The 25,884-nt window shown below is 70.7% G+C and carries 32 protein-coding genes and 1 pseudogene; 16 read left to right on the top strand and 17 right to left on the bottom strand.

Annotation, left to right across the window (positions count from 1 at the left end):
• Position 1 precedes the first annotated feature (1 nt).
• The 6 genes from ABID77_RS15505 to ABID77_RS15480 all read right to left on the bottom strand — a co-directional run bounded on the left by ABID77_RS15505 (position 2) and on the right by ABID77_RS15480 (position 4,619).
• Positions 2-301 (bottom strand): DUF3649 domain-containing protein, encoded by a 300-nt coding sequence (locus ABID77_RS15505; RefSeq protein WP_429597893.1) that lies wholly within the window; start codon positions 299-301, stop codon positions 2-4.
• The gene (locus ABID77_RS15500) at positions 301-1,038 is read right to left on the bottom strand and encodes a cobalt ABC transporter substrate-binding protein (protein WP_429597687.1); all 738 of its coding nucleotides are present in this window, start codon (positions 1,036-1,038) and stop codon (positions 301-303) included. Before ABID77_RS15500 ends, ABID77_RS15505 begins: the two co-directional genes overlap by 1 nt.
• Before the next feature lie 46 nt (positions 1,039-1,084).
• The gene (locus ABID77_RS15495; protein WP_429597685.1) at positions 1,085-3,265 is read right to left on the bottom strand and encodes a TonB-dependent receptor; all 2,181 of its coding nucleotides are present in this window, start codon (positions 3,263-3,265) and stop codon (positions 1,085-1,087) included.
• 481 nt (positions 3,266-3,746) lie between these two features.
• Entirely contained in the window at positions 3,747-3,998 is a 252-nt protein-coding gene (locus ABID77_RS15490; protein ID WP_429597682.1) for a hypothetical protein, read from the bottom strand.
• Between the two features lie 16 nt (positions 3,999-4,014).
• A complete protein-coding gene (locus ABID77_RS15485; RefSeq protein ID WP_429597679.1) occupies positions 4,015-4,242 on the bottom strand; it encodes a hypothetical protein in 228 nt (75 codons plus the stop codon).
• Between the two features lie 152 nt (positions 4,243-4,394).
• A complete protein-coding gene (locus tag ABID77_RS15480) occupies positions 4,395-4,619 on the bottom strand; it encodes a hypothetical protein (RefSeq protein ID WP_429597676.1) in 225 nt (74 codons plus the stop codon).
• Positions 4,620-4,827: 208 nt separating this feature from the next.
• Here ABID77_RS15480 and ABID77_RS15475 point away from each other — a divergent pair, with 208 nt between their 5' ends.
• Positions 4,828-5,007 carry a hypothetical protein gene (locus ABID77_RS15475; RefSeq protein ID WP_429597674.1) on the top strand — a complete coding sequence of 60 codons (180 nt, stop codon included), beginning with the start codon at positions 4,828-4,830 and terminating at the stop codon, positions 5,005-5,007.
• A 40-nt stretch (positions 5,008-5,047) separates the two neighbouring features.
• Here the strand turns inward: ABID77_RS15475 and ABID77_RS15470 are convergent, their stop codons facing one another.
• From ABID77_RS15470 to ABID77_RS15455, 4 genes are all read right to left on the bottom strand, one after another.
• Positions 5,048-6,070, bottom strand: a complete 1,023-nt coding sequence (locus ABID77_RS15470) for a Bug family tripartite tricarboxylate transporter substrate binding protein (RefSeq protein WP_429597671.1) — start codon at positions 6,068-6,070, stop codon at positions 5,048-5,050.
• A 58-nt stretch (positions 6,071-6,128) separates the two neighbouring features.
• Complete coding sequence (locus tag ABID77_RS15465; protein WP_429597668.1) at positions 6,129-7,088, bottom strand: 2-hydroxyacid dehydrogenase; 960 nt, start codon at positions 7,086-7,088, stop codon at positions 6,129-6,131.
• Between the two features lie 42 nt (positions 7,089-7,130).
• Complete coding sequence (locus ABID77_RS15460; protein WP_429597665.1) at positions 7,131-8,327, bottom strand: mandelate racemase/muconate lactonizing enzyme family protein; 1,197 nt, start codon at positions 8,325-8,327, stop codon at positions 7,131-7,133.
• A gap of 61 nt (positions 8,328-8,388) precedes the next feature.
• Positions 8,389-9,360 carry a Bug family tripartite tricarboxylate transporter substrate binding protein gene (locus ABID77_RS15455; protein ID WP_429597663.1) on the bottom strand — a complete coding sequence of 324 codons (972 nt, stop codon included), beginning with the start codon at positions 9,358-9,360 and terminating at the stop codon, positions 8,389-8,391.
• Between the two features lie 106 nt (positions 9,361-9,466).
• Between ABID77_RS15455 and ABID77_RS15450 the strand changes: the two genes are divergently transcribed.
• A complete protein-coding gene (locus ABID77_RS15450) occupies positions 9,467-10,153 on the top strand; it encodes a FadR/GntR family transcriptional regulator (protein WP_429597661.1) in 687 nt (228 codons plus the stop codon).
• Between the two features lie 24 nt (positions 10,154-10,177).
• Here the strand turns inward: ABID77_RS15450 and ABID77_RS15445 are convergent, their stop codons facing one another.
• Positions 10,178-10,864, bottom strand: a complete 687-nt coding sequence (locus tag ABID77_RS15445) for a GntR family transcriptional regulator (protein ID WP_429597658.1) — start codon at positions 10,862-10,864, stop codon at positions 10,178-10,180.
• Between the two features lie 226 nt (positions 10,865-11,090).
• Between ABID77_RS15445 and ABID77_RS15440 the strand changes: the two genes are divergently transcribed.
• From ABID77_RS15440 to ABID77_RS15385, 12 genes and pseudogenes are all read left to right on the top strand, one after another.
• Positions 11,091-11,855, top strand: a complete 765-nt coding sequence (locus ABID77_RS15440) for a DUF969 domain-containing protein (protein ID WP_429597654.1) — start codon at positions 11,091-11,093, stop codon at positions 11,853-11,855.
• A gap of 1 nt (position 11,856) precedes the next feature.
• Positions 11,857-12,816 carry a DUF979 domain-containing protein gene (locus ABID77_RS15435; RefSeq protein WP_429597651.1) on the top strand — a complete coding sequence of 320 codons (960 nt, stop codon included), beginning with the start codon at positions 11,857-11,859 and terminating at the stop codon, positions 12,814-12,816.
• Positions 12,817-12,859: 43 nt separating this feature from the next.
• Positions 12,860-13,537: a pyroglutamyl-peptidase I gene (gene pcp, locus ABID77_RS15430; RefSeq protein WP_429597648.1), complete on the top strand. Its 678-nt coding sequence runs from the start codon at positions 12,860-12,862 to the stop codon at positions 13,535-13,537.
• Positions 13,538-13,589: 52 nt separating this feature from the next.
• Entirely contained in the window at positions 13,590-14,411 is an 822-nt protein-coding gene (locus ABID77_RS15425) for a LamB/YcsF family protein (RefSeq protein WP_429597891.1), read from the top strand.
• Positions 14,411-16,135, top strand: coding sequence for a 5-oxoprolinase/urea amidolyase family protein (locus tag ABID77_RS15420; RefSeq protein ID WP_429597645.1), 1,725 nt, complete (start codon positions 14,411-14,413; stop codon positions 16,133-16,135). Before ABID77_RS15425 ends, ABID77_RS15420 begins: the two co-directional genes overlap by 1 nt.
• On the top strand, positions 16,135-17,880 hold the full coding sequence (locus ABID77_RS15415; protein WP_429597889.1) for an acetyl/propionyl/methylcrotonyl-CoA carboxylase subunit alpha: 1,746 nt from the start codon (positions 16,135-16,137) through the stop codon (positions 17,878-17,880). Before ABID77_RS15420 ends, ABID77_RS15415 begins: the two co-directional genes overlap by 1 nt.
• Positions 17,881-18,005: 125 nt before the next feature.
• Positions 18,006-18,662 (top strand): hypothetical protein, encoded by a 657-nt coding sequence (locus ABID77_RS15410; RefSeq protein WP_429597642.1) that lies wholly within the window; start codon positions 18,006-18,008, stop codon positions 18,660-18,662.
• Positions 18,640-19,401, top strand: coding sequence for a Fic family protein (locus ABID77_RS15405; RefSeq protein ID WP_429597639.1), 762 nt, complete (start codon positions 18,640-18,642; stop codon positions 19,399-19,401). Before ABID77_RS15410 ends, ABID77_RS15405 begins: the two co-directional genes overlap by 23 nt.
• Before the next feature lie 49 nt (positions 19,402-19,450).
• Positions 19,451-19,711, top strand: a complete 261-nt coding sequence (locus tag ABID77_RS15400; RefSeq protein ID WP_429597636.1) for a hypothetical protein — start codon at positions 19,451-19,453, stop codon at positions 19,709-19,711.
• A gap of 180 nt (positions 19,712-19,891) precedes the next feature.
• Positions 19,892-20,110 carry a hypothetical protein gene (locus ABID77_RS15395; RefSeq protein ID WP_429597633.1) on the top strand — a complete coding sequence of 73 codons (219 nt, stop codon included), beginning with the start codon at positions 19,892-19,894 and terminating at the stop codon, positions 20,108-20,110.
• A gap of 75 nt (positions 20,111-20,185) precedes the next feature.
• Positions 20,186-20,368, top strand: a complete 183-nt coding sequence (locus ABID77_RS15390; RefSeq protein WP_429597630.1) for a hypothetical protein — start codon at positions 20,186-20,188, stop codon at positions 20,366-20,368.
• 181 nt (positions 20,369-20,549) lie between these two features.
• Positions 20,550-20,678 (top strand): annotated as a pseudogene (locus ABID77_RS15385) (IS481 family transposase); the annotation flags it as partial.
• Here ABID77_RS15385 and ABID77_RS15380 read toward each other — a convergent pair.
• From ABID77_RS15380 to ABID77_RS15365, 4 genes are all read right to left on the bottom strand, one after another.
• The gene (locus tag ABID77_RS15380; RefSeq protein WP_429597626.1) at positions 20,670-21,113 is read right to left on the bottom strand and encodes an ester cyclase; all 444 of its coding nucleotides are present in this window, start codon (positions 21,111-21,113) and stop codon (positions 20,670-20,672) included. The pseudogene ABID77_RS15385 and the gene ABID77_RS15380 sit on opposite strands and share 9 nt — an antisense overlap.
• 35 nt (positions 21,114-21,148) lie before the next feature.
• On the bottom strand, positions 21,149-21,331 hold the full coding sequence (locus tag ABID77_RS15375; protein ID WP_429597623.1) for a hypothetical protein: 183 nt from the start codon (positions 21,329-21,331) through the stop codon (positions 21,149-21,151).
• 87 nt (positions 21,332-21,418) lie between these two features.
• On the bottom strand, positions 21,419-22,210 hold the full coding sequence (locus ABID77_RS15370; protein ID WP_429597620.1) for a DUF3750 domain-containing protein: 792 nt from the start codon (positions 22,208-22,210) through the stop codon (positions 21,419-21,421).
• A 61-nt stretch (positions 22,211-22,271) separates the two neighbouring features.
• The gene (locus ABID77_RS15365; RefSeq protein ID WP_429597617.1) at positions 22,272-22,727 is read right to left on the bottom strand and encodes a PaaI family thioesterase; all 456 of its coding nucleotides are present in this window, start codon (positions 22,725-22,727) and stop codon (positions 22,272-22,274) included.
• A gap of 238 nt (positions 22,728-22,965) precedes the next feature.
• Between ABID77_RS15365 and ABID77_RS15360 the strand changes: the two genes are divergently transcribed.
• Together ABID77_RS15360 and ABID77_RS15355 are read left to right on the top strand one after the other, a co-directional pair.
• On the top strand, positions 22,966-23,163 hold the full coding sequence (locus tag ABID77_RS15360; RefSeq protein WP_429597613.1) for a DUF3606 domain-containing protein: 198 nt from the start codon (positions 22,966-22,968) through the stop codon (positions 23,161-23,163).
• Positions 23,160-23,720, top strand: a complete 561-nt coding sequence (locus tag ABID77_RS15355; RefSeq protein ID WP_429597611.1) for a hypothetical protein — start codon at positions 23,160-23,162, stop codon at positions 23,718-23,720. Before ABID77_RS15360 ends, ABID77_RS15355 begins: the two co-directional genes overlap by 4 nt.
• Before the next feature lie 31 nt (positions 23,721-23,751).
• Here the strand turns inward: ABID77_RS15355 and ABID77_RS15350 are convergent, their stop codons facing one another.
• Positions 23,752-24,570, bottom strand: coding sequence for a MetQ/NlpA family ABC transporter substrate-binding protein (locus ABID77_RS15350; protein WP_429597608.1), 819 nt, complete (start codon positions 24,568-24,570; stop codon positions 23,752-23,754).
• Between the two features lie 128 nt (positions 24,571-24,698).
• The gene (locus ABID77_RS15345) at positions 24,699-25,853 is read right to left on the bottom strand and encodes an ATP-binding protein (protein WP_429597605.1); all 1,155 of its coding nucleotides are present in this window, start codon (positions 25,851-25,853) and stop codon (positions 24,699-24,701) included.
• Positions 25,854-25,884: the final 31 nt, after the last annotated feature.

Here is a 25,884-nt window from a genome sequence, read left to right as displayed (position 1 = left end):
CTCAGCGCGCCGGACCGGCGAACCAGACCGAGCAGGCGGCCGCCAGCAGCGGCGCCGCCGCCAGCAGCAGGCCGGTCCAGGCCCGGCGCGCGCTGCGCACCGCGAAGACCCAGACCACCGCGCCGGCGTAGACCGCGAAGCTCATCAGCATGCCGGCCAGCACCGCCTGGGGCCGGCTCACCGGCAGCGCGAGCACGGCCACGCTGGCGAGCGCGGCCAGCGCGTAGCCGCCCGCCACCGCCGCCACGATGCGCGAGACCAGCGGACCGACGGCGACCACGCGCCTGGAAACCCGGCCGATCACGGGTGCGGCTGGGCGGCGGCGCCGGCGGGGATCGGGGCCACGCCGGCGGGCTTGACGTAGGTGAGCGTGGTCACGTAGCTGGTGCCTTCGAACTTCTCCGGGCCGCCGGCGCCCGGGCGCTCGCCGGCGGTGCGGTCGTTCATGGCGACCTCGGCCACGTAGGTGCCCTTCCAGGGCATGTCGAACTTCACCAGGCCCTGCGCGTCGGTCTGCGCCTCCTTGGCCCAGCCCGACTGCGTGACCAGCGTCACCTTGGTCTTGGGCCGGGGCTCGCCCTTGAAGAACAGCCGGAACCCGCCCCGGTCGTCGATCGGCACCAGGTCGAGCACCAGCCGCGGCGGCTGGGGCGCGAGGCGCGTGACCAGGCGCGCGGCCGGGAGGTAGCGGTTCTGCGTCTCCCGGTCGCCCTGCTTCGAGGTGTAGAGCGGATAGTCGGCGTCCTCGGCCACGATGCCCTCGCCGGCGGCGGCGCCGAAGGGCAGGGCGAAGCCGTCGGCCACCTTGCGCGCCGGCACCGCCTGCTCGCCGCGCGCCGACAGCAGCGTCGCCGTCGGCCGCACGAACTTGTCGAGCGGGCCCGGCGAGGCCTCGCGCAGGTTGTCGCCGAACTCGCCGAAGCGCACCACGGCGGTCTTCTGGCCGGCGGGCTGCTCGATCCAGATCTGGTGGGCCTGGGCGGCGGTGGCGGCCAGCAGGGCGAGGGTGGCGAGGGCGAGGGAGGTGGGACGGGTCATGAGGGTCGTGAAGGTCGTGAGAGTCCTGATCGACGTGAAGAGGACGTCAGAAACTGATCGAGGCCGAGAGCATGAGCGTGCGCGGAGCGCCCACGGTCACATACGTGCTGGTCACCCAATAGGCCTTGTCGGTCACGTTTTCCAGGTTCGCCCGGAACAACACCGGCTTGCCCGCCACCCGGGTGGCATAGCGTGCGCCGATGTCGAGGCGCGTCCAGCTCGGCATGCGCAGCAGGTTGGCCGCGTCGTAGTAGAGCGACGAGGTGTTGATCACCCGGCCATTCAGGCTCAGGCCCGGCACCCAGGGCGTGTCCCAATCCAGTCCGACGTTGAAGGTGTGGTCGGGCACGCCGTTGGCGTCGTTGCCCTGGTTCACCCCGCCGGTGGTGCGCGTGAGCTTGGCGTCGTTGAACGATGCGCTGGCCATGGCGCGCAGGCCACGCTGGATCTCGCCGTAAGCGGTCAGTTCGAAGCCACGATTGCGTTGCTCGCCGCCGAAGCTGTAGATCTGCGTGATCGGATCGGTGAGCGAGTTCGGTCGGGTGATCTGGTAGACGGCCGCCTGGGTGGTCAGCGTGCCCCAGTCCGCCTTGACGCCGACTTCGTACTGCTTCGACTTCTGCGGTGCGAACACCTCGCCCCGGTTGGCGGTCGTCGGCCCGGCGATGCCCCCGGCGGTCAGGCCTGCGGTGTAGTTGCCATACACCGAGATGTTGCGCCGAGGTTTGAACACCAGCCCGACCAGTGGCGTGACGGCGCTGGCGTCGTAGGCCGTGGACCCGTTGACGCTCTTCTGGTCGATGGTCTGGTCGCGCAGGCCCAGGGTCAGCAGGAAGCGATCGTCAAGGAACGACATGGTGTCGGCGATCGCGAGACTGTGCTGCGACAGGTCGGCGGTCCTGCTGGGCTCGTCGCGCGCGAAGTCGATTGCCGGCAAGGCGGACGGGTTGTAGAGGTTGGAGGCGACCGATGCGGTGGTCAGCCGATAGAAATAACCGGTTTCCCGATCCATGCGGTTGGCCGCGAGCACCAGGGAGTGGCCGATGGCGCCGGTCCTGAAACGCGTGCGCAGGCCGATTTCACCGGATGTCGTCTTGTTGTATTCGTCGTAGTAGCCGTTGTTGACCGAGAAATTGCCCTGCGTGTTCGGTCGCAGGTCGACAGGGCGGGTGATGGCGGTCGGAAAGTTCTGATCGGTCGACACGTCGCTGTAACCCACACCGCCATAGACCGTGGTGTTGCTGTCGATATCGAATTCGAGCCGCGACATCACGGTCTTGGCCTTGTCCGTCAAGTCCGCACCGGGATAGAAGCTCGAGCGGTTGTCCGGAACCGCGGGGATCTGCGTGATGCCGCTGCGAAATGCGATCTGCGGTCGGAAGTCCGTCGTCTTCCCGCTGGTGGTGAGCGCGTCGAGCGACCAGCGCACCCGGCTGCCCGCGTAATCCAGTCCCACCGAACCCAGGCCGAGTCGCTGGCGCCCGCCATCGATGTTGCCTTCGCCGTTGCGCCACACGCCGTTGACGCGCACGCCCCACTGGTTGTCCTCGCCGAAGCGACGGCCGACGTCCACGTGCGTCCCGAACTGGGCCTTTCCCATGTAGGTGGTCGTCAAGCGGGTCAGCGGCTCGTCCGCGGCACGCTTGGTCACCACGTTGATGGTGCCGCCGATGCTGCCGTTCGGTCCCACGCCATTGGTCAGCGAACCCGGACCCTTGAGCACTTCCACGCGTTCGATCATCTCGAGCGGGATGCGGGTGGCAGGTGCCAATCCGAACAGGCCGTTCATGCTGACGTCGCGGGAGCCGACCGAAAAACCACGGATCTGGAAGTCGTCGCCATAGCCGCCGCGTGCCGCCAGGGTACGGACCGACGCATCGTTCATGACCACGTCGGCGATCGTGAGCGCCTGCTGGTTCTCGATCAGCTCCGACGTGTAGTTGGTGGTGCTGAAGGGCACGTTCATCAGGTCGGTGATGCCCAGGATGCCCAGGCTGCCGCCGCGCGCGAACTGGCCGCCGGAGTAGGTCTTCTGCAGGCCGCCGATGGCTTCGGCCTGGTCGGTGACGACGACCTCCTTCAGCTCGGTGTTGGTCGTGGTCTGCGCCGCGACGCCGGCGGCCGCGAGGGCGAGGCAGGCGCCCAGGCCGCGATGGACCCAGTGCGCGAGCGGCCGGGCAGCGAAGGGAGGGAAGGCGGAGGAACGAAAGCCACGGGAGGGATGCATGAGGACCAGGGAATCAGCGTGAAAGGCAGGAATGGAACGACGAACCACGGTCCGATGGAGAACCGTGCGGGCGAGGGATCGCCGACGAAGTGCGAAGCGTGTGGTTATGCGGTAGGATTTCCAGGATGCGAATGGAAATGACAACCGTTCTCATCAAGAGTGTACACGCGACATGCCGCATGGAGCCACGACGAGGGTCGTTGGAAACTGTTTCTATCGGTTCGCCTGGCACCCTGACCGGCCAGGGTCGGATTCCGTCCGGAACGTCCAGGCACGGCCCGGACACGCCGTCAGCGCAGGTCGACGAGGTCAGTGTGTCGATCGCGCGCGTGTTTCGCCATCGAACGCATCGCGTGCCCGTCACGCAGGGGCACGGATGGCGACCGGCGACATGGCGGCGATGGCGTCGCCACCGACATGGCCGTCCCGGCGCCAGAGCCCGGGACAGGACGACGCCGTTGCCGGCGCCTTCCAGGCGTTCCTAGGCGTCGCCGACGTTGACCGTGATGGTGCCGATGCCGTCACACTTCGGGCAGCGCTGGCCGGATTCGGCACGGCCGGAACCGCCGCATTCGGGGCACGGGCCCTTGGCCGTTCCCGGCGTGCCGGGAGGGAATTCGTCGCCCGCGGTCACGGGCTGGAATTCGTTCGCGGCGCCCGGGTCCTCCTCGCCGGCGGCGGACTCCTTGGCCAGGTCGGTCGAGGGCTGCTTGGATTGCGGGGTGTCGGCCATGGGTCGTCTCCTGGTTCTACTTGGTGGTTCGATCGGGTGAGGAAAGTCGCATGGCATTTCCGCGATCGCCGACGTCGCCGGTGCGCGTCCCGTTCGAGGCCGCGGTCGACGCCACGGCGACGGCGGTGGCATCCACGGCGGGTCGTTCCGCCGCCAGTTCGGCCACGAGCGCCATCGCGACCGGGATGAGGATGGCGCCGCAGACCGAGGTCATGCACAGGCGCCGGTAGACATCGTCGTTCATGGGTCGCGCTTTCCTTGAAAACCACGAGCGTCCGAAAAACCCTCGGGACCGCCTGTCAGGAATTGGCGCTACATCGATAGGGCGCTTGGCGGAGCGCGCCGCAGGGCGTCCGGGAACCGGCGCCGCACCCGTGCGCGGCCCGCCGCTCCGGCCTACCAGAACCGCCGGCGGGCCTTGGAGGCCAGCACGGCCAGCGGCCGCAGGTCCTTGAGCACGCCGGCCGACGCCGTCTCGCCGAAGCGGCGCCGGTAGGCCGCCTCGTAGACGTGCGCCGGTCCGTGCGCGGTCCTGTCGCCGTGCAGGGCTCGCCGGCGCCACTCGCACGCCAGCGCCCACAGCTCGTCTCGGGACAATCGGTCGATGTCGGTATCGATCATGCGGTCGGCATTTCCAGATCTTCGGTCGCCGCGGCCTTCGGGACCGAGGGCGCGCGACGTGGACACGGGGATTCCCGCATGCCGGTCGGACCGAGCCACGGACCCGGGTCCGACGGTTCACCGGAACATGCGATTGCCTCGATGATACTGTCTTTTCATACAGCTTTGTCGCTAAGATCGTGTGCCTCGACCACTGCCCGGAGACACCGTGAACGCCTGCGCCATCGCCTTGCCCGAGACCGTGTCGACGACGACGGTGCCCGTCCCCACCACCGTTCCCGTCGGCGCCGGACAGCCCCGCCCGCCACCGCCGTGCATCGACGTCCGCCGCCAGGCCGCGCGCGTCGTGGCGACGACCCGCCGGCACTGGCTCGACGACGCGCCCTGACGCGCATCCCGACGCCGCGCGTTCCGCCGGGCGTGTGCTCCTACTCTGCCTTGACGTTGTTGTCCTTGACCACCTTCGCCCAGCGCGCGGTCTCGGCCACCATCCACTGCGCGATCTGCTGGCGGTTCATGTCCGAGGGCTCGGAGCCCAGTTCCTGCAGCCGCCTGGCGACGTCCGGGCGCGCGACGATGCGCGCGATCTCCGATTGCAGCTTCTCCAGGATCGCCGGCGGCGTGCCGCCCGTGGCCAGCAGCCCCTGCCATGAGCCGGTCACGAAATCCGGGATCTGCGAGGCCACCGTCGGCACGCCCGGCGCCGCCGCGAAGGGCTTGGCGCTCGTCACGGCGATGGCCCGGATCTTGCCGCCCTGCACCAGCGGATTGGTCGCCAGCACGCTGGCCATGGCGGTGTCGATCTGGCCGCCCGCGAGATCGGCCAGGGCCTGGGCGCCGCCCTTGTAGCCGATGACGTTGAACTCGAAGCCCTTGTCCTGCGCCAGCAGGATGCCCGCGAGCTGGCTGATCGACGCCAGCGGCGTGCCGAAGCTCACCGGCTTGCCGCTCTTCTTCTGGTAGGCGGCGAGTTCGTCGATGGTCTTGACCGGCAGGTCCTGGCGCACCACCAGCAGGTGCGGCGAATAGGCGGGAATCGCGATCGGCGCCAGGTCCTTCACGGGGTTGTAGTTGAGCTGCGGGATGACGCTCGGGCCGATGGTCAGCACGCTCATGTCCAGCATCAGCAGGTTGTAGCCGTCGGGCGCCGACTTGGCGACGAAGGAGGCGCCGATCTGGCCGTTGCCCCCGGCCTTGTTCTCGACGATCACGGTCTGCTTGAAGCTCTCGCCCAGTTCCTTGGCCAGCAGCCGCGCCAGCACGTCGGAGGTGCCGCCGGGCGGGTTGGGCACGACGATGCGGATCGGCTTGGCGGGATAGGCCGTGGCGTCCTGCGGCTGCGCCTGCGCGCCCCACGAGGCGCCTCCCAGCAGCAGGGCCGAGGCGAGCCCGATGAGGCGGCGTCGGGGCGGGGAACGGGTCGGGGTGGTGCGGATGCTCGAAGTTCGCATGGTCGTCTCCAGTGGATGGCTCGGTGGGAAAGGCCGCCGTCGGGGCGGCCGTCGGCGCTCAGGGCGCCCGGAAGATCACGTTCTCCAGCGGCTGCCCCTGCCGGAGCCGTTCGATGTTCCGGGCCATGAAGCCGTAGCGCCGCTCCAGCAGCGCCGGCGTGATGGCCGAGACGTGCGGCGTGGCGCGCACGTTGGGCAGCTCGTGCAGCGGCCAGCGCGACGGCGCGACCGGGTCCCCGCCCTTCGTCGGGTAGCGGTACCAGACGTCGAGCACGGCGCGGCCGAGGCGGCGCGTGCTCAGGGCCTCGTAGAGCGCCCGTTCGTCGACCACCTCGGCGCGCGCCACGTTCACCAGCAGGGCGCCCGGCGGCAGCAGGCCGAGCTGGCGCTCGCCGATCAGGCCGCGCGTGCCCTCGTCGAGCGGGCAGCACACGACCAGCGACCGCGCGCGCGGCAGCACCGCGTCGAGCGCCGACACGGCGACGTGCTCGTGCACCAGATCCGGCGGACCGGGCCGGCCGCCGCGCGTGACGGCGATCACGTGCATGCCGAAGGCGCGGGCGCGCCGGGCGATCTCCTGGCCGATGTGGCCGAAGCCGAGGATGGCCACCGTCGTGCCGTGGACCTCGTCGTGCGGGGCGCGCGCCGCATAGGACCGCGCCCAGGCCTCGGCGTCGAGCCGCGCCGGGTACTGCCACGGGCGCAGCGCGTGCTCCAGCAGCGCGTGCAGCGTGAACTCGGCGATCGGCACCTCGTGGCCGTGCACGTTGCACACCGGGGTGCCGGCGGGCAGGGCGTCGCGGGCGATCTGCTCCGAGCCGGCGCCGGGCACCTGCAGCAGCCGGCAGCGCAGCCGGGCGGCCTCGCCGGCGCCCAGCGCGTTGGCGACGACGACGTCGGCGTGCAGCGCGCCCGCGGCCGGGAAGGCGTCCAGCGCCTCCACGTCGTGGGCGGGGCCGAGCAGCGCGCGCAGGCGCGGCGCATGGGGGGCGTGGAGCCCGATGATCTTGATCTGCATGGCGGGAGCGAATCCGGTGAGGGGGTGGAGCGGGGCCGGGGGTCAGCGGCTCTCGCGCACGATCAGCCCCGGCTGCCGCTTGAAGTCGTCCTTCAGGCGCGCGCCCAGGCCGGCGGCGACCGGCGGCTGCGCCATGCCGTCCACGATCACCGGCAGCTCGGTGACGATGTCGCGGTACCAGGTCGCCAGGGTGGCGCGCACCACCTCCTGGTAGATGGCGGTGGGGGCGTGCAGGGCCATGTGCAGGCCGGCCATCAGCGTGATCGGGCCGGTGCAGTCGTGCGGCGCCAGCGGGCGGTTGTAGGCCTGCGCCAGGGCGGCGATCTTTCGGCCCTCGGTGAAGCCGCCGCACCAGGCCAGGTCCAGCATCACGACGTCGAGCGCGTCGCCGGCGAGCAGGTCGCGAAACGGCCGCAGGCCGCCCAGGGTCTCGCTGCCGCAGATCGGCACGCGGGTGCGGCGGCGCAGGTCGGCCAGGCCGGCGACGTCGTCCATCTTGCACAGCGGGTCCTCGACCCAGAACACGTCGTAGTCCTCCAGCGCCTGGCAGATGCGCAGCGCCGAGTGGCCGCCGAACAGGCTGTGCAGCTCGCACATCACCTCGATCCGGTTGCCGACCGCCTCGCGGACGCGGCGGAACGGTTCCAGCCCCTGCTCGATCTGCGCCAGCGTGATGAGGTGGCCCTGGCTGGCCGGCGCGTGGATGTCGAAGGGCCAGATCTTCATCGCCTTGTAGCCCTCGGCCAGCAGGCTCTCGGCCAGCGCCCCGGCGTCGCGCATGAAGGCGACCTGGTCGTCGTAGGGCCCGGCGGAACGGTCGGCCGCGCCGATGTCGCGCCGCTGGCCGCTGGTGTTGAAGGCGTAGCCCGCGCAGGTGTTGTAGACCGGCACGGCCGGCCGCGCGCCGCCGCCGAGCGCCTGGTAGACCGGCACGCCCTGACGCTGGCCGGCCAGGTCCCACAGCGCGATGTCGACCGCGCTGGCCGAGCGCACCTCGGTGCCCGAGCCGTGGTAGCCCACGTAGGGCGTCAGCAGGTGGCGCGAGATGCCCTCGATGTGGCGGGCGTCGCGGCCGAGCAGCCAGGGCGCGAGTTCCTCGTGCAGGCAGGTCTCGACCGAGGCGGCGCCGCGGAAGGTCTCGCCCAGGCCGACCAGGCCGTCGTCGGTGTCGATCTCCAGCCAGATCAGGCTGGGCCGTTCGGGCAGGCGGTAGGTGCGCAGGGCGCGGACGAGGGACATGGGAGGCGACTCCGGGAGATGGTTGGCGAACGCAGGAAGGGCCGATGGAGCCGTCGGCGGATCAGTCGGCGGAGATCCCGCGGGTCTCGATCAGCGTCTTCCAGCGCGCGAACTCGCGCGCCTGCAGCGCCGTGAACTCGGCCGGCGTGCCGGCGACGATCTCCAGGCCCTGCTCGGTCAGGCGCCGCGCCACCTGCGGCTCGCGCAGGGCGGCGGCGGCGGCCGCTGCGGCCTTCTCGCGCACGGCCGGTGGCAGGCCGCGCGGCGCGGCGAGGCCCTGCCACGAATAGACCTCGGCGTCCTTCACGCCGGCCTCGGCCAGGGTCGGCGTGTCCGGCAGCACGGACGAGCGCCGGGCGCCGGTCACCGCGATGGCGTGCAGCTTGCCGGCGCGGATCTGCGGCAGCACGGCGTTGACGTTCTGGAACGAGTAGTCGACCTGGTTGCCCAGCAGGTCGTTGATCGCCGGAGCGCCGCCCTTGTAGGGCACGTGCAGGCCGGAGGTGCGCGTCTGCTGCCAGAAGAGTTCGGCCGAGAGGTGGTCGGACGCGCCGTTGCCCGAGCTGGCGAAGCTGACCCGGCCCGGGTCGGCGCGCAGCTCGGCCAGCACGTCGGCCACGGTGCGTGCCTTCTTGTCCGGCGCGGCGACGAGCACGTTGGGCGCCTGCACCAGCACGCTGAGGTAGTCGAAATCCTTCCGCGCGTCGTAGGGCACCGACTTCATCAGGTGCGGCGCGATGACGTAGGGCGCCAGCGAGGCGACCATCAGCGTGTAGCCGTCGGGCGCCGCGCGCTTGACCGCGCCGGCGCCCAGCGTGCCGGTCGCGCCCGGGCGGTTGTCGACGACGAAGGACTGCCCGAGGGCGGTCTGCATCTGCGTCGCCATCGCGCGCGCCGCGGCGTCGGTGGCGCCGCCGGCGGGGAAGGGCACGACGACCGTCACGGCGCGTTCGGGCCAGGCGGTCTGGGCGTGAGGGCTGGCGGAGGACAGTGCGGCGCAGGCGGCCCAGGCCGCGTACAGGATCGTCTTCATGGTGGCGCATGGTCGGCCGACGTGCCGGAACATGTCAATTCCGAAACGGATTTGTCTGACAACTCGCTATAGTCCGGAGACAACTTTCCTGCGTGCCTCCCATCCCATGTCCACGACGTCCCTGACCGACACGGTCTACGAACAGGTCCTGCTGCTGATCAAGGACGGGCGGCTCGCCACCGGCGATCGCCTGCCCGGCGAGCACGCCCTGGCGGCGCGCTTCGCGGTGTCGCGGCCGGTGGTGCGCCAGGCGATGGCGCGGCTGCGTTCCGAGGGGCGCGTGACGGCGGCCCACGGCGCCGGCCATTTCGTCGGCGAGGAGCCGCAGATCACGCGCATCGACTACGGCCCGATCCAGGGCATCCCCGACGTGCGCGGCTTCCTGGAGTTCCGCTGCCTGCTCGAGGGCGAGAGCGCCGCGCTGGCCGCCCGCTCGCGCGAGAGCCGCCTGCGCGCGGCCGTCACGGCGCGGCGCAAGGCGATGGAGGTGGCGACGCAGCGCGGCCAGCCGGGCATCGAGGAGGACATCGCCTTCCACGCCGCCATCGCGCGGGCGAGCGAGAACCGCTACCTGATCGTGACCATCGCCGCGCTCACCGAGCAGACCCGCCTGGCGATCCGCTGGGTGCGCGAACTCTCGCCGCAGCCGATGCTGCACCGGGGGCGCGACGTGCGCGCCGAGCACCTGCGCATCGACGAGGCCATCGCCGCGCGCGACGCCGACGCGGCGCGGGAGGCGATGACCGACCACCTGCGCAGCGGCATCGCGCGGCTGTTCCCCCGGCCGGCCTGACGCGGGCCGCCGGACCCGCGCCGGTCAGCCCTTCTGCGCCTCGCCCTCGATGTGGCGGCCGTAGACGGCCAGCACGATGCGTTCGGACTGGACCAGGTAGTCGTCGAGCGCGGCCGCCGCCTTGGCGAAGTCGCCCGCCTCGACCAGGGCGAGCAGGGTCGCGTTCATGTCGACGTAGGGCGCGTGCAGCAGCTCCGGATCGCGCAGCAGGCCGAAGGCCAGCCGCAACTCCGCCAGCACGGAGGCGAACAGGTGGTTCAGCCGCTCGCTGTCGGCCAGCTCGACGATGGCCATGTGGAACGCCATGTTGGCCGTGCCGACGCCCAGCCAGTCGCCCGCCGCGCGGCAGCGCAGGGCGTCGTCGACCTGGGTGCGCATCTTCTTCTGCGCCGGATGGCAGCGGTAGGCCTTCGCCAGCGCCTGGCACTCGATGAGCCGGCGCACGCGGTAGATGTCGATGATGGCCGCGATGTCGGGGATCGTGACGAAGACCCCGCGGTTGAGCGAATGCCGGACCAACCCCTCCTTGATCAGCATGCGGAACACCTCGCGCAGGGTGTTGCGCGAGATGCCCAGGCTGTCGCTCAGGGCCTGCTCCGACAGCCGCTGGCCCGGCGCGAACTCGCCCCGCGTGATCTTCTGGCGCAGCTGCTCGGCCGTGCGCTCGGCCAGCGTCTGGGGTACGGGGGGAGGGGACGCGGGCAGGCTCATGCGGTGGCGGATCGAGAGGATCGAGGTGGACGGGAAGGCGCAGGGGTTGTAGCAGACCGCCGCCGGCGGGCCCGAAACGACCCGTCGTGGTGCGGGTTTGCACCTAGGAACTGGCATGCGAATTGCAGGCACATCGACACTGGATTGTTCAACAATCCATCCACGCTGATTCACCAATCCATCTTTTTGGTTGAGTCATTCAGGAATTCAACCCGGAGTGCCCTTCGTGTCCACCGCCATCAACCTCTGGCCCCTGATCGGGGTCGCCGTCATCGTCGCGGGCTTCGTGCTGCGCTTCAATCCGATGCTGGTCGTGATCGTCACGGCCGTCGTCACCGCCTTCGCGGCCAACTTCCCGGCGGAGCGGGTCCTCGCGGCCATCGGCACCGGCTTCGTCAAGACGCGCAACCTGCCGTTGATCATCCTGCTGCCGCTGGCGGTCATCGGCCTGCTGGAGCGCCATGGGCTGCGCCAGCACGCGCAGCGCTGGATCGGCGGCATCCGCTCGGCCACGGTCGGCCGGCTGCTGATCGTCTACCTGGGCGCGCGCCAGCTGACGGCGGCCATCGGCCTGACCAGCCTGGGCGGCCATCCGCAGATGGTGCGGCCGCTGCTCGCGCCGATGGCCGAGGGTGCCGCCGAGGCGAAGTACGGCCGCCTCACCGACAAGGTCCGCCACAAGCTGCGCGCCTTCGCCGCCGCGACCGACAACGTCGGCCTGTTCTTCGGCGAGGACATCTTCGTGGCCTTCGGCGCCATCGTGCTGATGACCACCTTCCTGCGCGAGGCCGGCATCGACATCGAACCGATCCACGTCGCGCTGTGGGGCATCCCGACGGCGGTCTGCGCCTTCGCCATCCACGCCTTCCGGCTGTGGCGTCTCGACCGCTCGCTGGCGCGCGAGCTGCAGGAGGGCGGGCCGGCGACCTTGAACGTGGAGGCCGCTCCCATCGACGCCACCGCTACCGCCACCGTGGCCAAGGGAGCCTGACATGACGCTGTCCATCGTCCACCTTTACTACCTCGTCGGCGCGATCCTGGCGATCACCGCCGTCATGACGCTGGCCGACCGCCAGCACACGCGGCGCTATTCCAGCGCCTTCTTCTGGGGCCTGTATTCGCTGGTGTTCCTCGTCGGCGACCTCGTGCCGCCGGTGTGGGTCGGCGTCGGCGTGATCGTGATGGCGCTGATCGCGGCCTTCGGCGGCGTGGGCGTCGGCCGGCATCTCGCGCGCACGCCGCAGCAGTACCTCGACAGCGCGAAGCGACTGGGCAACCGGCTGTTCATCCCGGCGCTGGCGATTCCGGTGGTGACCATGGTCGGCACGCTGACGGCCAAGTACCTGGTCTTCGGCGGCACGCCCTTGCTCGATCCGCGCAACACCACGCTGGTGAGCCTGGGCATCGGCTGCGTGGTGGCGCTCGCGCTGGCCTGCAGGCTGACGCACGAGACCCCGGTGCAGGGCATCCGCGAATCGCGCCGGCTGACCGACGCGCTGGGCTGGGCGCTGGTGCTGCCGCAGATGCTGGGCATGCTGGGGCTGGTGTTCTCCGACGCCGGCGTGGGCAAGGCGGTGGCGCACATCACCACCAGCTACATCAACATGGACGTGCGCTTCTTCGCCGTCGCGGTCTACGTGATCGGCATGGCGCTGTTCACCGTCGTCATGGGCAACGGCTTCGCGGCCTTCCCGGTGATGACGGGCGGCGTCGGCGTGCCGGTGCTGGTGGGCGTCTACCACGGCGACCCGGCGGTGATGGCGGCGATCGGCATGCTCTCGGGCTACTGCGGCACGCTGCTCACGCCGATGGCGGCCAACTTCAACATCGTGCCCGCCGCGCTGCTGGAGCTGCCGGACAAGAACGCCGTGATCCGGGCGCAGATCCCGACGGCGTTGACGCTGCTCCTCTGCAATGTCTTTCTCTTGAACTTCCTCATGTTCCGGGCATGAAGCACACCCCCCGTCTTCGCGCACTTCGATTGAAAGGAAGGTCATGACGAGCAAGCCTTTTTCGTCCCCGCGCCGCGTGCTGGTCACCGGCTTCGAGCCCTTCGAGCAGGACATCCTCAACCCCTCGTGGGAGGTGGCCCGGGCGCTGCACGGCGCGGTCGTCGACGGTGCCGAGATGCACGCGGTGCAGCTGCCGTGCGTGTTCGGCCGCGCCATCGAGCGGCTCGACCGCGCCCTGGCCGAGGTCCGCCCGACCTTGGTCGTCGGCCTGGGGCTGGCGGGCGGGCGCGCCGACTGGACGCCCGAGCGCGTGGCGATCAACGTCGACGACGCGCGCATCCCCGACAACGCCGGCGGCCGGCCGATCGACGCGCCGGTGGTGCCGGGCGGGCCGGTCGGCTACTTCTCCACGCTGCCCATCAAGGCGATCGTCCACGCCCTGCGCGACGCCGGGGTGCCGGCGTCGGTCTCGCAGACGGCCGGCACCTTCGTCTGCAACCACGTGTTCTACGCGCTGATGCACCGGCTGGCGACGGTGCCGGCGCTGGCCGGCGCGCGCGGCGGCTTCGTGCACGTGCCGCTGCTGCCCGAGCAGGCGGCGCAGCGCCCCGGCCAGCCGAGCATGGCGCTGCCGACCCAGGTCGAGGCGCTGCGCGTGCTGCTGCGCACCGCCCTCGCGGTCGAGGCCGACCTGCGCGAGGGCGGCGGCCAGCTGCACTGACGACCCCGTCGACCCCACCGAACCCGCCTTCCGGAGCACCCCGACCATGAAGATGAAGATCGACCTCAACAGCGACCTCGGCGAGAGCCTGGGCGCCTGGCGCATGGGCGACGACGCCGCCATGCTGGACATCGTGAGCAGCGCCAACGTGGCCTGCGGCTTCCACGCCGGCGACGCCGCCGGCATCCTGCGCACCCTGGAGCGCGCCGCCGCGCGCGGCGTCGTCGTCGGTGCCCACGTGAGCTATCCCGACCTCGCCGGCTTCGGCCGTCGTGCCATGGACATCGCCAGCGCCGACCTGGTGGCCGACGTGATCTACCAGATCGGCGCGCTCCAGGGCCTGGCCAGGGCGGCCGGCACGCGGGTGCGCTACGTCAAGCCGCACGGCGCGCTCTACAACACCATCGCGCACGACGCGCGCCAGGCCGACGACGTGATCGCCGCCCTCCGCGCCGTCGACGCCGACCTGGTGCTGGTCGGCCTGGCCGGCTCGCCGCTGCTGGCGCGGGCGCGCGCCGCCGGCCTGCGCGTGGTGGCCGAGGCCTTCGCCGACCGCGCCTACCGGGCCGACGGCGCGCTGGTGTCGCGCCGCGAGCCGGGCGCCGTGCTGCACGACGCCGAGGACGTGGCCGCGCGCATGCTGCGCCTGGCGACCGAGGGCGTCGTCACCGCCATCGACGGCAGCGACGTGCGCATCGAGGCCGACTCGATCTGCGTCCACGGCGACAGCCCCGGCGCGGTCGCGATGGCGCGTCGCGTGCGCGAGCTGCTGGCGCGCGCGGGCGTCGAGGTGGCCGCGTTCGTGGACCCGGCGCCGGGGGCGGACGCCGAGGTCCGCGCCCGCACCGGCGCCGCCATGGCGGTGCCCGCGTGATGCGCTTCCTTCCCGTCAACCTCGACGCGCTGCTGGTCGAGCTCGACGACCTGCCGCAGACGCTGGCGCTGCTGGCGTCGCTGCGCGCCGAGCCGATCGACGGCGTCGAGGAAATCGTGCCGGCCGCGCGCACGCTGCTGGTCCGCTTCCGGCCGTCGCGCGTGTCGCCGGCCGAGCTGGTCGCGCGCATCGGCGGACGCCGTGTGGACGCGTTGGTCGAGCGCGACGCGACGCTGATCGAGATTCCGGTCGACTACGACGGCGAGGACCTGGACGACGTCGCGCGCATGCTGGGCATCGCGCGCGAGGAGGTCGTGCGCCGCCACACGGGCAGCGAGTACACGGTCGCCTTCACCGGCTTCGCGCCGGGCTTCGCCTACCTCACCGGCGGCGACGCGATCCTGAACGTGCCGCGCCGGACGACGCCGCGCACCCGCATCCCGGCCGGCGCCGTCGGGCTGGCCGGCGCCTTCAGCGGCGTCTATCCGCAGGCGAGCCCCGGCGGCTGGCAGATCATCGGCATCACCGCCGTGCCGATGTGGGACCTGGGGCGCGCGGTGCCCGCGCTGCTGCAGCCGGGCTTCCGCGTGCGCTTCGTCGACCGGGCCGCGGCCGGCGCGGGCGCGGCGCACGGGGCGACGGCCTCCTCGGCGGCATCGGCCCCGGCAACCCCATCGACTTCCCCGGCGGCCCCTGCGACGGGCGAGTCCGCCACCGCGACGGCGCCTGCCGAAGCCGCCGGTGCCGACGCGCCGGCCGCGCCGTCGGACGCCGTGTCCGGCCGCCCGGCGCTGGAGGTCCTGGCCACCGGCGTGCAGGCGCTGTTCCAGGACGCGGGCCGCCACGGCCAGGCCGGGCAGGGCGTGTCGGCCTCCGGCGCGATGGACCGGGCGTCGCTGCGCGCGGCCAACCGGCTGGTCGGCAATCCGGGCGACGCGGCCGGCGTCGAGATCGCCGCCGGCGGCTTCGAGCTGCGCTGCCGGGGCGACGCGGTCGTGGCGTTCGCGGGCGCGGACGTCCCGGTCCGGCTGACGGCGGCCGACGGTCGCGCGTCGGACGTGCCCGGCTGGACGGCGATCGCGCTGTCCGACGGCGACCGCCTGCGCCTGGGCGAACCGCGCGCGGGCCTCCGGTCCTACCTGGCCGTGCGCGGCGGCTTCGACATCCCGGCGGTGCTGGGCAGCCGCTCGACCGACACGCTGGCCCGCGTCGGTCCGCCGGCCATCGCCACGGGCGACGTGCTGCGCATCGGCGCGGTCGAACGCGGCGCCATCGTCGGCGCGCCGGAGGAGCCGCCGGCCGACCTGCCCTCGACGGCCGAGGTCGTCGTGCTCGACGTCGTCATGGGCCCGCGCACCGACTGGTTCACGCCCGAGGCCGTCGCGCTGCTGGCGAATCAGGTCTGGCGCGTGAGCCCGCAGTCCAACCGCGTCGGCCTGCGGCTGGCCGGCGAGGCGTCGCTCGCGCGCGCCGTCACCGGCGAGCTGCCGAGCGAGGGCACGGCCCTGGGCGCGCTGCAGGTGCCGCCGAGCGGCCAGCCCGTGCTGTTCCTGGCCGACCACCCGCTGACCGGCGGCTATCCCGTGATCGCCTGCGTGGCGACGCACCACCTCGACCGCGCCGGCCAGATCCCGATCGGCGCCGGCGTGCGCTTCAACCCCGTCCGCCCCTTCGCGGAATCCTTTTCCGACGCATCCCTCGACCCCTCCCCGGATTCGCCATGATGAAAAAAGTCCTGATCGCCAACCGCGGCGAGATCGCCGTGCGCATCGCGCGCGCCTGCGCCGACTACGGCGTGCGCTCGGTCGCCGTCTATGCCGACGCCGACATCGACGCCCTGCACGCGCGCGTCGCCGACGAGGCCCACGGGCTCGACGGCGACCGCCCGGCCGACACCTACCTGAACATCGAGAAGCTGCTGGCCGTCGCCGCGCGCTGCGGTGCCGACGCGGTGCATCCGGGCTACGGCTTCCTGTCGGAGAACGCCGGTTTCGCGCGCGCCGTCATCGACGCCGGCCTGACCTGGGTCGGCCCGCCGCCGGCGGCCATCGACGCGCTGGGCGACAAGGTGCAGGCGCGCCGGATCGCCCTGGAGGTCGGCGCGCCGCTGGTGGCCGGCACGCCGGGCCCGGTGGCCGACGCCGACGAGGTCGTCGCCTTCGCCGAGCAGCACGGCCTGCCGATCGCCATCAAGGCGGCCTTCGGCGGCGGCGGGCGCGGGCTGAAGGTGGCCTGGCGCCTGGACGAGGTGGCCGACCTGTACGCGTCGGCGGTGCGCGAGGCCGTCACCGCCTTCGGTCGCGGCGAGTGCTTCGTCGAGCAGTTCCTCGATCGCCCGCGCCACATCGAGGCCCAGGTCGTCGCCGACGCGCACGGCCACGTCGTCGTGCTGGGCACGCGCGACTGCTCGCTGCAGCGGCGCAACCAGAAGCTGGTGGAGGAGGCGCCCGCGCCCTTCCTGACCGACGCCCAGCGCGAGCGCATCCACCAGGCCGCGCGCGACATCTGCGAACGCGCCGGCTATGTCGGCGCCGGCACGGTGGAGTTCCTGCTCAGCCCGTCCGGCGCGATCTCGTTCCTGGAGGTCAACACGCGCCTGCAGGTCGAGCACCCGGTGACCGAGGAGACCGCCGGCATCGACCTGGTGGTCGAGCAACTGCGCGTGGCCGACGGCCTGCCGCTGTCGATCACGCAGACGCCCGTGCCGCGCAGCCACGCCTTCGAGTTCCGCATCAACGCCGAGGACGTGGGGCGCGGTTTCCTGCCGGCGCCGGGACGGGTGCGCGTGTTCGACGCGCCCTCGGGCCCCGGCGTGCGCGTCGACACTGGCGTGGTGGCGGGCTCGACCGTGCCGGGCACCTTCGACTCGCTGATGGCCAAGCTGATCGTGACGGGCCGCACGCGTCAGGAAGCCATCGCGCGGGCACGGCGTGCGCTGCGCGAGTTCCGCATCGAGGGCGTGGCGTCGGTGCTCTCCTTTCACCGGGCGGTGATGGCGCACCCGGACTTCACGGGCGAGGCGGAGGGTGACTTCGCGGTGCACACGCGCTGGATCGAGACCGACTTCGCTAACACGCTGGCCGCCGCCGTGCGCGCCGAGCCGGTGGCCGATGCGGCGCTGGTCAGGACGGTGATCGAGATCGACGGGCGACGGCGCTCGATCGGGCTGCCGGCGGAACTGCTGCGCGGGCTGTCGGCGGCGGGAGGCGCCGGTGCCGCCCAGGCATCGGTCGAGGCCGAGGCCGCCGTCGACCCCGCGACCGTCGCGGCGCCGATCGCCGGGACGCTGCAGGCGTGGAAGGCGGCCGACGGCGACGTCGTGGCCGAGGGCGAGGTCGTCGCCACGATGGAGGCGATGAAGATGGAGATGCAGGTGACGGCGCACCGGGCCGGGCGGCTGTCGCATCAGGCCGCGCAGGGTGCCTACGTGGCGGCCGGGACCGGCATCGGGCGGATCGAGGCCGCCTGAGATCAAGAAGCAGGTCGGAAGACCGGCCTCGCAAACCGACTCAACCGATTGATTCAAAAGGATAAATCGCCAAAGTTAAAATCAACGAAGTGGAGCCGAATGGCGGTTCTGGATCCGGAGGCGAGATGAAACTCGAGAGCAAACTGCGGGTGGCGTTGAGCAAGCGTGCCGACCATGTCGTGCTGCGTCGCGAACTCGCCCAGCTTGGCAGCAGGAGCCAGCTCACGGAAATGATCAAGCGCCTCATCGCGGACCACCGAATGGTGCGCCTGGCGCCGGGTGTGTATGCGAAGACCGCCCGGGGTTCCAAGGACAGCGCGGAGCTCGCTGCACCGCTCGACGTCATCGCCGATGAAATCCACCGCAAGACGGGGCGCTTCGCCATCGTTCGGCGGGTCGATGCCGGTGAAGGGCGGTCGAAGTTCGAGGCCGAGCTCGACAAGGCGCCGGCGACCCCCTCCGCAGGTCCGGCCACCCGCCGACGCCAGCGACGTCCCACGGCATTCAAGCTTCCCGAGAACGTTGCCCAACTCCCGGTCAAGGATGTGGCGACGTACGTCGCAAACTTGGCGGCGGCTCATGGCGTCGTCTTCAAGCGAACCCGGCTCGACGACTTTGCGGAAGCGGTCACGCGCCTGGCGGGCGACGACGAGCGGCTGGACGCCACCGGCAAACTCCTCGCGACCCTGCGGAAGAAGGCGGTCATCGACGGGCCCCAGCTCGCGCGCCTGATGTCGAATCACATGAGAGAGCAGAGACATGCCGTTCGATCCGTTCGGTGACTTCGACACGGCCGGTTATCTCCGGAACATCGAGCACGAGAAGGACATGGATCTGGTGAAGGCACAGGAGAAGGTCTTCTTCGAAGCCCATCTCGAAGAGGCGCTGTGCTTCTTGCGCGCGATCCGCGGCCCGATCACCCATGCGCACTTTCGCCGCGTTCACGCGATCCTCTTCGAGGAGTTCTATCCGTGGGCCGGACGAGATCGTCGAGAGCTGGGCGTCGCGACCCACGTTAGCAAGGGTGGCATCGTCGATTTCGAGCAGGCCGAGCGCATCGGCAAAGCCATGCAGTGGGGCTTGGACATGGGCAATAGCGCGGCATCCATGCGCCGGCAACCCGGTGCGGTCATGGGCGCCTTCGCATGGGCGCATCCGTTCCTCGACGGCAATGGCCGCACCATGATGCTGGTGCACACCGAGCTCTGCCGCCGTGCCGGGATCCTGGTCGATTGGCCGGCGACGAGCAAGATGGCTTATCTGACGGCCCTGACAACTGAGCTGAAGGACCCCGGCGCCAAGCAGCTGGACGCCTACCTTGCGCAGTTTGTACGGAAGTGGGACCAGACCGATGACCTGGTGATGCAACTTCGCGCGCTGCCGGGGCTGGACGGGCTGGCCGCGACCAGCGCGGACGACATCGCCTATGACGCGAGCGACGAGAAAGCGATGGCGTCGTACCTTGAGACGAAACGCGCTCGAGGTGAGACGCGGGATCTGACCGGCGAGGCCGGAGCCTGAACGTCGCGTTCGGTCGGGGTCGAGTGCTGAATGTCGGTCTTGGCATCGGATGCTGTTCTGTCACGCCGCCCTGGCTTATCTGAAGCTCATTGCCATGGCGACAGATTCATCGCTTCAGACTGTTTCGTTCGCCGTCAAGCCGTCTCCGCTCGCCATCGAGGCGTCGGTCGCCGTGGCGACCCTGGGTCTTCTCACCGTCGCGACGTTGATGTGCGTCATCCTCCTGTCGGCCGCCGTGCTGATCCGGGCGGCGAAGTCTCGTCCTGCCCATCCGCTCGCCCGTGCGTGGCGCCGCGCTTCCAGGCCGTGATCGGCTCGGTCGGTGTGAAGATGACGTCGACTTCTTCGAGCGGCTGCCTGAATTCCTCCACCTGTTCAGGGGCCCGCACTGGGACGTGGTCGGCGACGACGTGCGGGCGCTGTGTGAGGCGTCGCGCGCCGCGTGGGCCACGAGGTCGCGTCGCCCCACGGGTTCGCGCCCCTGACCGCGTTGCAGATCGACGTCATGCAGCACGAGGCCGCGCGCAGCCTGGCCTGGGAGCGCGCCTACCGGTCGGGGCGACTGAGCGACCGGATGCGCACGCTGCTGGACGCCGGCGCCAACGGATTGCCGATCGGCTTGCAGGTGGTGGGGGCGATGGGCGACGATGCGCGTGTATTGCGGGCGGGGGCCTGGCTGCAAGGCCTGTTGCGCGATCGGGTGGGGTGAGTGGGCAGCGAGGCGCTGTTTTCTCGCACTTCACCACCTGATCGTTGCTCGTACCCTTGGGCAGAGGAGACCGACATGGCGATCGAGAACGCGGTGATCTATGTGCTGACGGAGTTGCCGGCGCTGGCCATCGCCAAGGTGCTGCGGCGGTGCTTCGCGTGGACGCCTCGGCGGGCGGAGACGGTGGCCACGCTGGTGTTGATGGGCGTTGTCTTCGGGGCTTGTCTGTTGGGCTGGTGGTTGTACGAATGGAAGTAGGGGTGATTGAGTTGCGGTCGACGGCGTTTCATGGGTGAGCAACTTTGGGAAGTCAGCAATCCGCCAAAAGCGGACCTTTCGAACCTGTTTCCAACAAGACCGCAAAGGCGCAAGTTGCAAACTACGCAGCGATTGGATCGCCCCATCGCCGACCCGCCAGCGCGGCAATGCGCGCCCGGACAATTTCATCGATGCCTACAACTTCGCCCGCAGGCTCAAGACTTGGAAGGAACAGTGGCCATCCGAGGCCGAGCGATTCAAGATCGATCCGATCCATCCGATGCCGGGGCTGGACACCCGGTCAAGTTGAATGCACGCTCGACGAAGTCGGGCCGCCCGGTACCGCACCGAGCTGCTGCATGAGACTCAGCGTGTCCATCAGAATGCGAGTGGATTTGACCTTCATGCCTTCGAAGCGGTCGATGACCATGCCTGATACGCTGACCGACTTCTGCGTGGGAGGCATTCCCAGGAAGGCACCTCGATGCGTGCCGTGCCACACGAAGCGCGTCAACACTCGGTCGTCTTCTGCCATCTGCTCTTCCACCTCCCAGCGCATGTCGGGAAACGCCGTGCGCAGCCCGAGCAGCGTTGCCTTGAGGCCATCGAGGCCAGGGCCCTGGCCTGGCAAGGGCACCTCCTCCACCATGTCGTCATGGAAGTAGTCGCCGGTCGCATCGATGTCGCCGAGGGAGAGGACCCGGTGCAGGAACTCTCTCACGATTGCCTTTTTCTGCTCGATCATGCTCTTGGCCCGAAGGGATGGATTCGTTGCGGATACTAGCGGTCGAGTTCGATCGAACACAACATGTTCGTCCGCCCGCAACGGAGGCACGCATCCTCGCCCGAGCCGAGCGAACGAACGTCCATCCATCGTGAGTTCTGTGGCAGCGGCATTTTTGTCTGCACCCGAAGCAGAAGCAGCGGCGTCGCAAGAACGGACATTTGGCGCAGCACCTGCATGCCTGCCGTTCTCCGTCAGACTTCAGCCACCCGTCTCGTTCAAGCCGAGTGCCAGCACTTGCAGAACGACTTCCACGTCGAACGGCCTCAGGGCAACCGCCCGAATCCCGGCACCCGCAACGCCAGATCGTCCACATCCACCCCGAACCCCAGCCCCAGCAGATTCATCTCCACCCCCTCGTCCCGCGCCACCGTCACCCCCGCCAACCCCAGGACCGACAACTGCCAGCCCGTGCCGCTGGGCGCGTGGTCGATGAAGGTGGTCGCGCCCAGGTAGTCCTTGCCGATCGCCGTGGGGGGCAGGTCCAGTCGCAGCGCGGGCACGTGCCGGGCGACCCAGGCCACGAAGGTGTTGCTGTTGGGGCCGGGCCAGAGGCGGTAGGACTCGCGCCAGGGATAGGCCGCCACGGCCGCTTCGATCTGCTCGATCATGGCTTCCGCCTCCGCGCCCCGGTGGTCCGCGAGCAACTGCGGATAGGCGCCGTACCAGAGCATGTCGGGCGCTTCGACTTCGTCGGTGACCAGGGCGTCGCCGCCCCGGCGGGCTCGCCAGCCGACGATGTGGTAGGTGGTGTAGTGGTCCGCGCCGGCGCGCTTCACCGCGATCCAGGGATGGATGCCGAAGGCACCGCGCCATCGCACGATCCGGGCGCCATAGACCTGCACCACCGCGCCGCGATCGACGGCCGGGTCGGGCGCCTGCCCGGTGCTTTCCTGACTCGTCCGGTACCAGGGCGTGTCGAGATCCAGGTCGCCGAAGGCCAGCACGCCGATCGGGCCCAGCATCAGCAAGGCGATCACGCCCAGGAACCTCAGCGGCCAACGTGTCCAGCGCGATGTGCGCTGGCGCACGGGTGGTGAAGCGGAGGGATCGGGCATCGTCCCAGTATGCCGCCGGCCGTCCGGCCTTCCAGTCTTGTGGCGTGGACGCCGCCGGGCGTCATGCCCGCATGGACTCCGCCGCCGCCGCCGTGCCCACATTGACGATCGTCGCCTGCATCAGCGCGACGACCTTGAAGGCGTCGCCGTCGTCGTCCGCGAAGGCCCGGACCTCGCCCGTGCAGACCGTCAGCAGCCGACCGGCGTTGACGACCCGGCCCACGGCCAGGAAGCGCCGCCCCACGGCCGGGCGCAGCAGGTTGAGCTTGAATTCCGCCGTGACGACCTCGAAGCCCTCGGGCGCGCGGGTCAGGGCGGCGTAGCCGCAGGCGTTGTCGGCGATGGCGGCGGTGACGCCGGCGTGGAGGTAGCCGTGCTGCTGGGTCAGGTGGGAGGAGAACGGCAGTTCGATGTGGACCTCGCCGTCCGCCACGAGGACGAGCCGGGCGCCGAGGGTTGCCATCAATCCCTGGGTGGCGAAGCTGGCGGCGACACGGGCCTGGAGAAGATCGTTCATCGGAAAAGAAGAGGCGGAAAGAGTCGTCGGGACGCAGTGGCCGCCATCCTGCCATGGCGGTGCGTGTCGGGGTCGTCCGGCCGTTCCCGCCGGTCTCCGCCTCCCGCCGGCCCGACCCGCCGGGATGTGTCCGCCCGCCGCATCGCGCCTGCACCTACAGGCGGCGCGTGGGGGAGGCGATAGCGTGAAGGCTCATTCTTTTTCCACGGCCTCCCACGGCCTCCACCGCGAATCCACCATGCCCGATCTCGACTCCGCCCCCGGCACCATCATCGACCCCGAACACCGCATCGACCCCCACACCAGCGCCTCCGTCACCGAATGGGCGGAGAAGCTCGGCGTCGGCGAGGACGAGATCATCGACGCCGTGACGGCGGTGGGCGACCGCGTCGCCGACGTCGAGCGGCACCTGAAATCGAAGGGCGACACCCGATGAGGATTGCCTGCCTGGCCTGGGGCTCGCTGCTCTGGAAGACCGGTCCGCTGCGCCTGGCCTCGGGCTGGAAGGACGACGGCCCGCTGCTGCCGATCGAGTTCGCCCGCGAGGGCGACAAGGGCGAGCTCTCGACCGCGATCCTGGAAGGCGCGGCCCCGCAGAAGACGTGGTGGGCATTGCTGCAGGACGAGGACCTGGCCGTCGCGCGCGAGTCGCTGCGGTTGCGCGAGGCGATCGACCCGGCGCATCGGGAATGGGTCGGCAGCCTGCCCGCGGTCGATGCCGTGTCCCATCCCTGCGCCCGGCAGATCGAGGACTGGCTGAAACGGCAGTCCGGGGTCGACGCCGTCGTCTGGACCGCGCTGCCGCCGCGTCATGCCGACGAGGAGGGCCGCACGCCGACCCTCGACGAGGCCATCGGCTACCTCGACGGCCTGCGGGGCGAGGAGCGCGCGCACGCGGAGGATTACATCCGGCAGGTGCCGCCGTCGCTGGACACGGCGTATCGCCAGGGCATCGAGGCCCGGCTGGGGTGGACGCCGCGCGGCGTCCGGTGAGCCGGCCGACCGGGCCTCACGCACCCATCGCTCAGAACGCCGGAACGAGCGCGCCCTTGAACTTCGTCTCGATGAAGGCCTTCACCTCCGGCGACTGGTAGGCCTTCACGAGCTGCTGCGCCCAGGGCTTGTCCTTGTCGGCGCGCCGCACCGCGATGATGTTGGCGTACGGGCCCTTGGGCGATTCCTTGATGACGGCGTCCTTGGCCAGCGAGAGGCCGGCCTTCTCGGCGAAGTCGTTGTTGATGGCCGCGATGGTCAGGTCGTCGAGGGAGCGCGGCAGTTGCGCGGCGTCGAGCGGCACCAGCTTCAGCTTCTTCGGATTGCCCACCACGTCCAGCGGCGTGGCGGTGTTGTTCTTCACCGCCTCGGGCTTGAGCGTGACGAACCCGGCCGACTGCAGCAGCAGCAGGGCGCGGTTGCCGTTGGACGGGTCGTTCTGCACGCCGACCGTGGCGCCGTCGGGCAGGTCGGCGATCGACTTGAGCTTGCGCGAGTAGTAGCCCATCGGCGCGGTGAAGGTCAGGCCGGCGGGGACGATGTCGAAGCCGCGCGCCTTGTTCTGGTTGTCCAGGAAGGGCTGGTGCTGGAAGGCGTTGGCGTCGAGGTCGCCGGCGGCCACGGCGGCGTTGGGCAGCTGGTAGTCGTTGAAGACGGTGATGTCGATGGTCAGGCCGTCGCGCGCCGCCACCTGCTTGACGACCTTGAAGATCTCCTCCTGGCTGCCGACGACGATGCCGACCTTGACGGACTTCTTGTCCTGGGCGTGGGCGGCGCCGGGAGCGAGGAGGGCGGCGGTGAGGGACAGGGCGGCGGCGAGGGCGGCGCGGCGGGGAGCGGAGATCGGCATGGTGGAGAGCGAACGGAATCGATGGAAAAAGAGGCGCGACTGTAGCGGGTCGGGTGGTGTGGCCCAACGAACCGATTCGCACAAGCTCATGCCGCGTGGGGACGAGCCAGGCGGCCGGTCGGCAGGATTCAGGCCGCGCCGTCCAGCATTCCCGCCTGCCGCATCACCGATGCCGTGCCGGCCTCCTCCAGCGCGTACACGCCGCGCTTCTCCCGCCAGATCAGCGACTTGTCCTGCAGCGCGGCCAGGGCCTGCTGGACGTTCGACGTGTCGATGCGGACGTCCTCGCCGGAGGCGATCGTCGTCAGGACGCCGCGGTAGCGCGCCATCGTCGCGGCGTCGAAGGGCGCGTAGCCGGTGCCCTGCGCCGCCAGCACCCGCAGCACGGCCGACTGCAGGGGCGTGAGGGCCTGGACGATCCGCAAGGTCTGCGCGTCGGCGGCCTCGATCTGCTCGGCCACCGCGCGTTCGAAGGCCGCCGGCGTCTCCCGGGCCGTCAGCGCGAAATCCAGTCGCAGCCGGTCGGCGGCCGCGCCGAGGATCTCGGGCTGGTGGCCGGCGTCCTCGAACAGCCGCACGACGCGCTGCGGGTCCAGCGGCGCCAGCAGGTCGACGCCCCGGCAGAACCACTCGACATAGTCGGGGCCGAGCAGCGGGAACTCGACCAGCGGCGCGCCGAAGAAGGCCTGGTCCTTGCTGTTGCGCAGCATCGCCAGCTTGTCGCGGTTGGAGCCGGTCGCGACGATGCGCAGTCCGTGGTGGCGCGAGCTGTTGAGTTCGTCCCTCGCCGCCTTCAGGGCGAACAGGGCGTCGTAGCCGCCCTCGGTGGTGATGGCGTGCTGCGCCTCGTCGACGAGCAGCACGATCATCCGGCCGGTCTCGTCGGACAGCGCGGCCAGGGCGGCACTCAAGGAGATCTCCTTGCCCAGGCCGACCCGGTCGAGCGAGAACGAGACGCCGCCGACGCTCACCTTGTCCATGCCGGCCGACCTGGCCAGCCGCTGGACCAGGCCCTCGTGCGTGGCCAGCTCGGCGCGCACGGCGTCGACGATGACCGTGCCCGGGTCGGCCTTCCGGTTGGCCCAGAGGTCCACGTACATCACGCTGGCGCCGGTGGCCTGCAGCGCGGGGCGCAGGTCCTCGCGCACGAAGGTCGACTTGCCCGTGCGCCGGGGGGCGGAGAGGAAGAGTCCCGACGACGAGGCCGAGCCGACGGCCTGCGTCGTGATGGCCGCGACCATGCGGCGGGCCAGGTCCGGGCGGGGAAAGAATCGGGTCGGCATCGCGCACCTCTCGGTCCGGCGACATGCGACG

Source organism: Variovorax sp. PvP013, from assembly GCF_050435945.1.
GTDB lineage: Bacteria > Pseudomonadota > Gammaproteobacteria > Burkholderiales > Burkholderiaceae_C > Variovorax.
The sequence above is the reverse complement of the archived record's forward strand: the minus strand, read 5'-3'. Positions and strand labels throughout refer to the sequence as shown.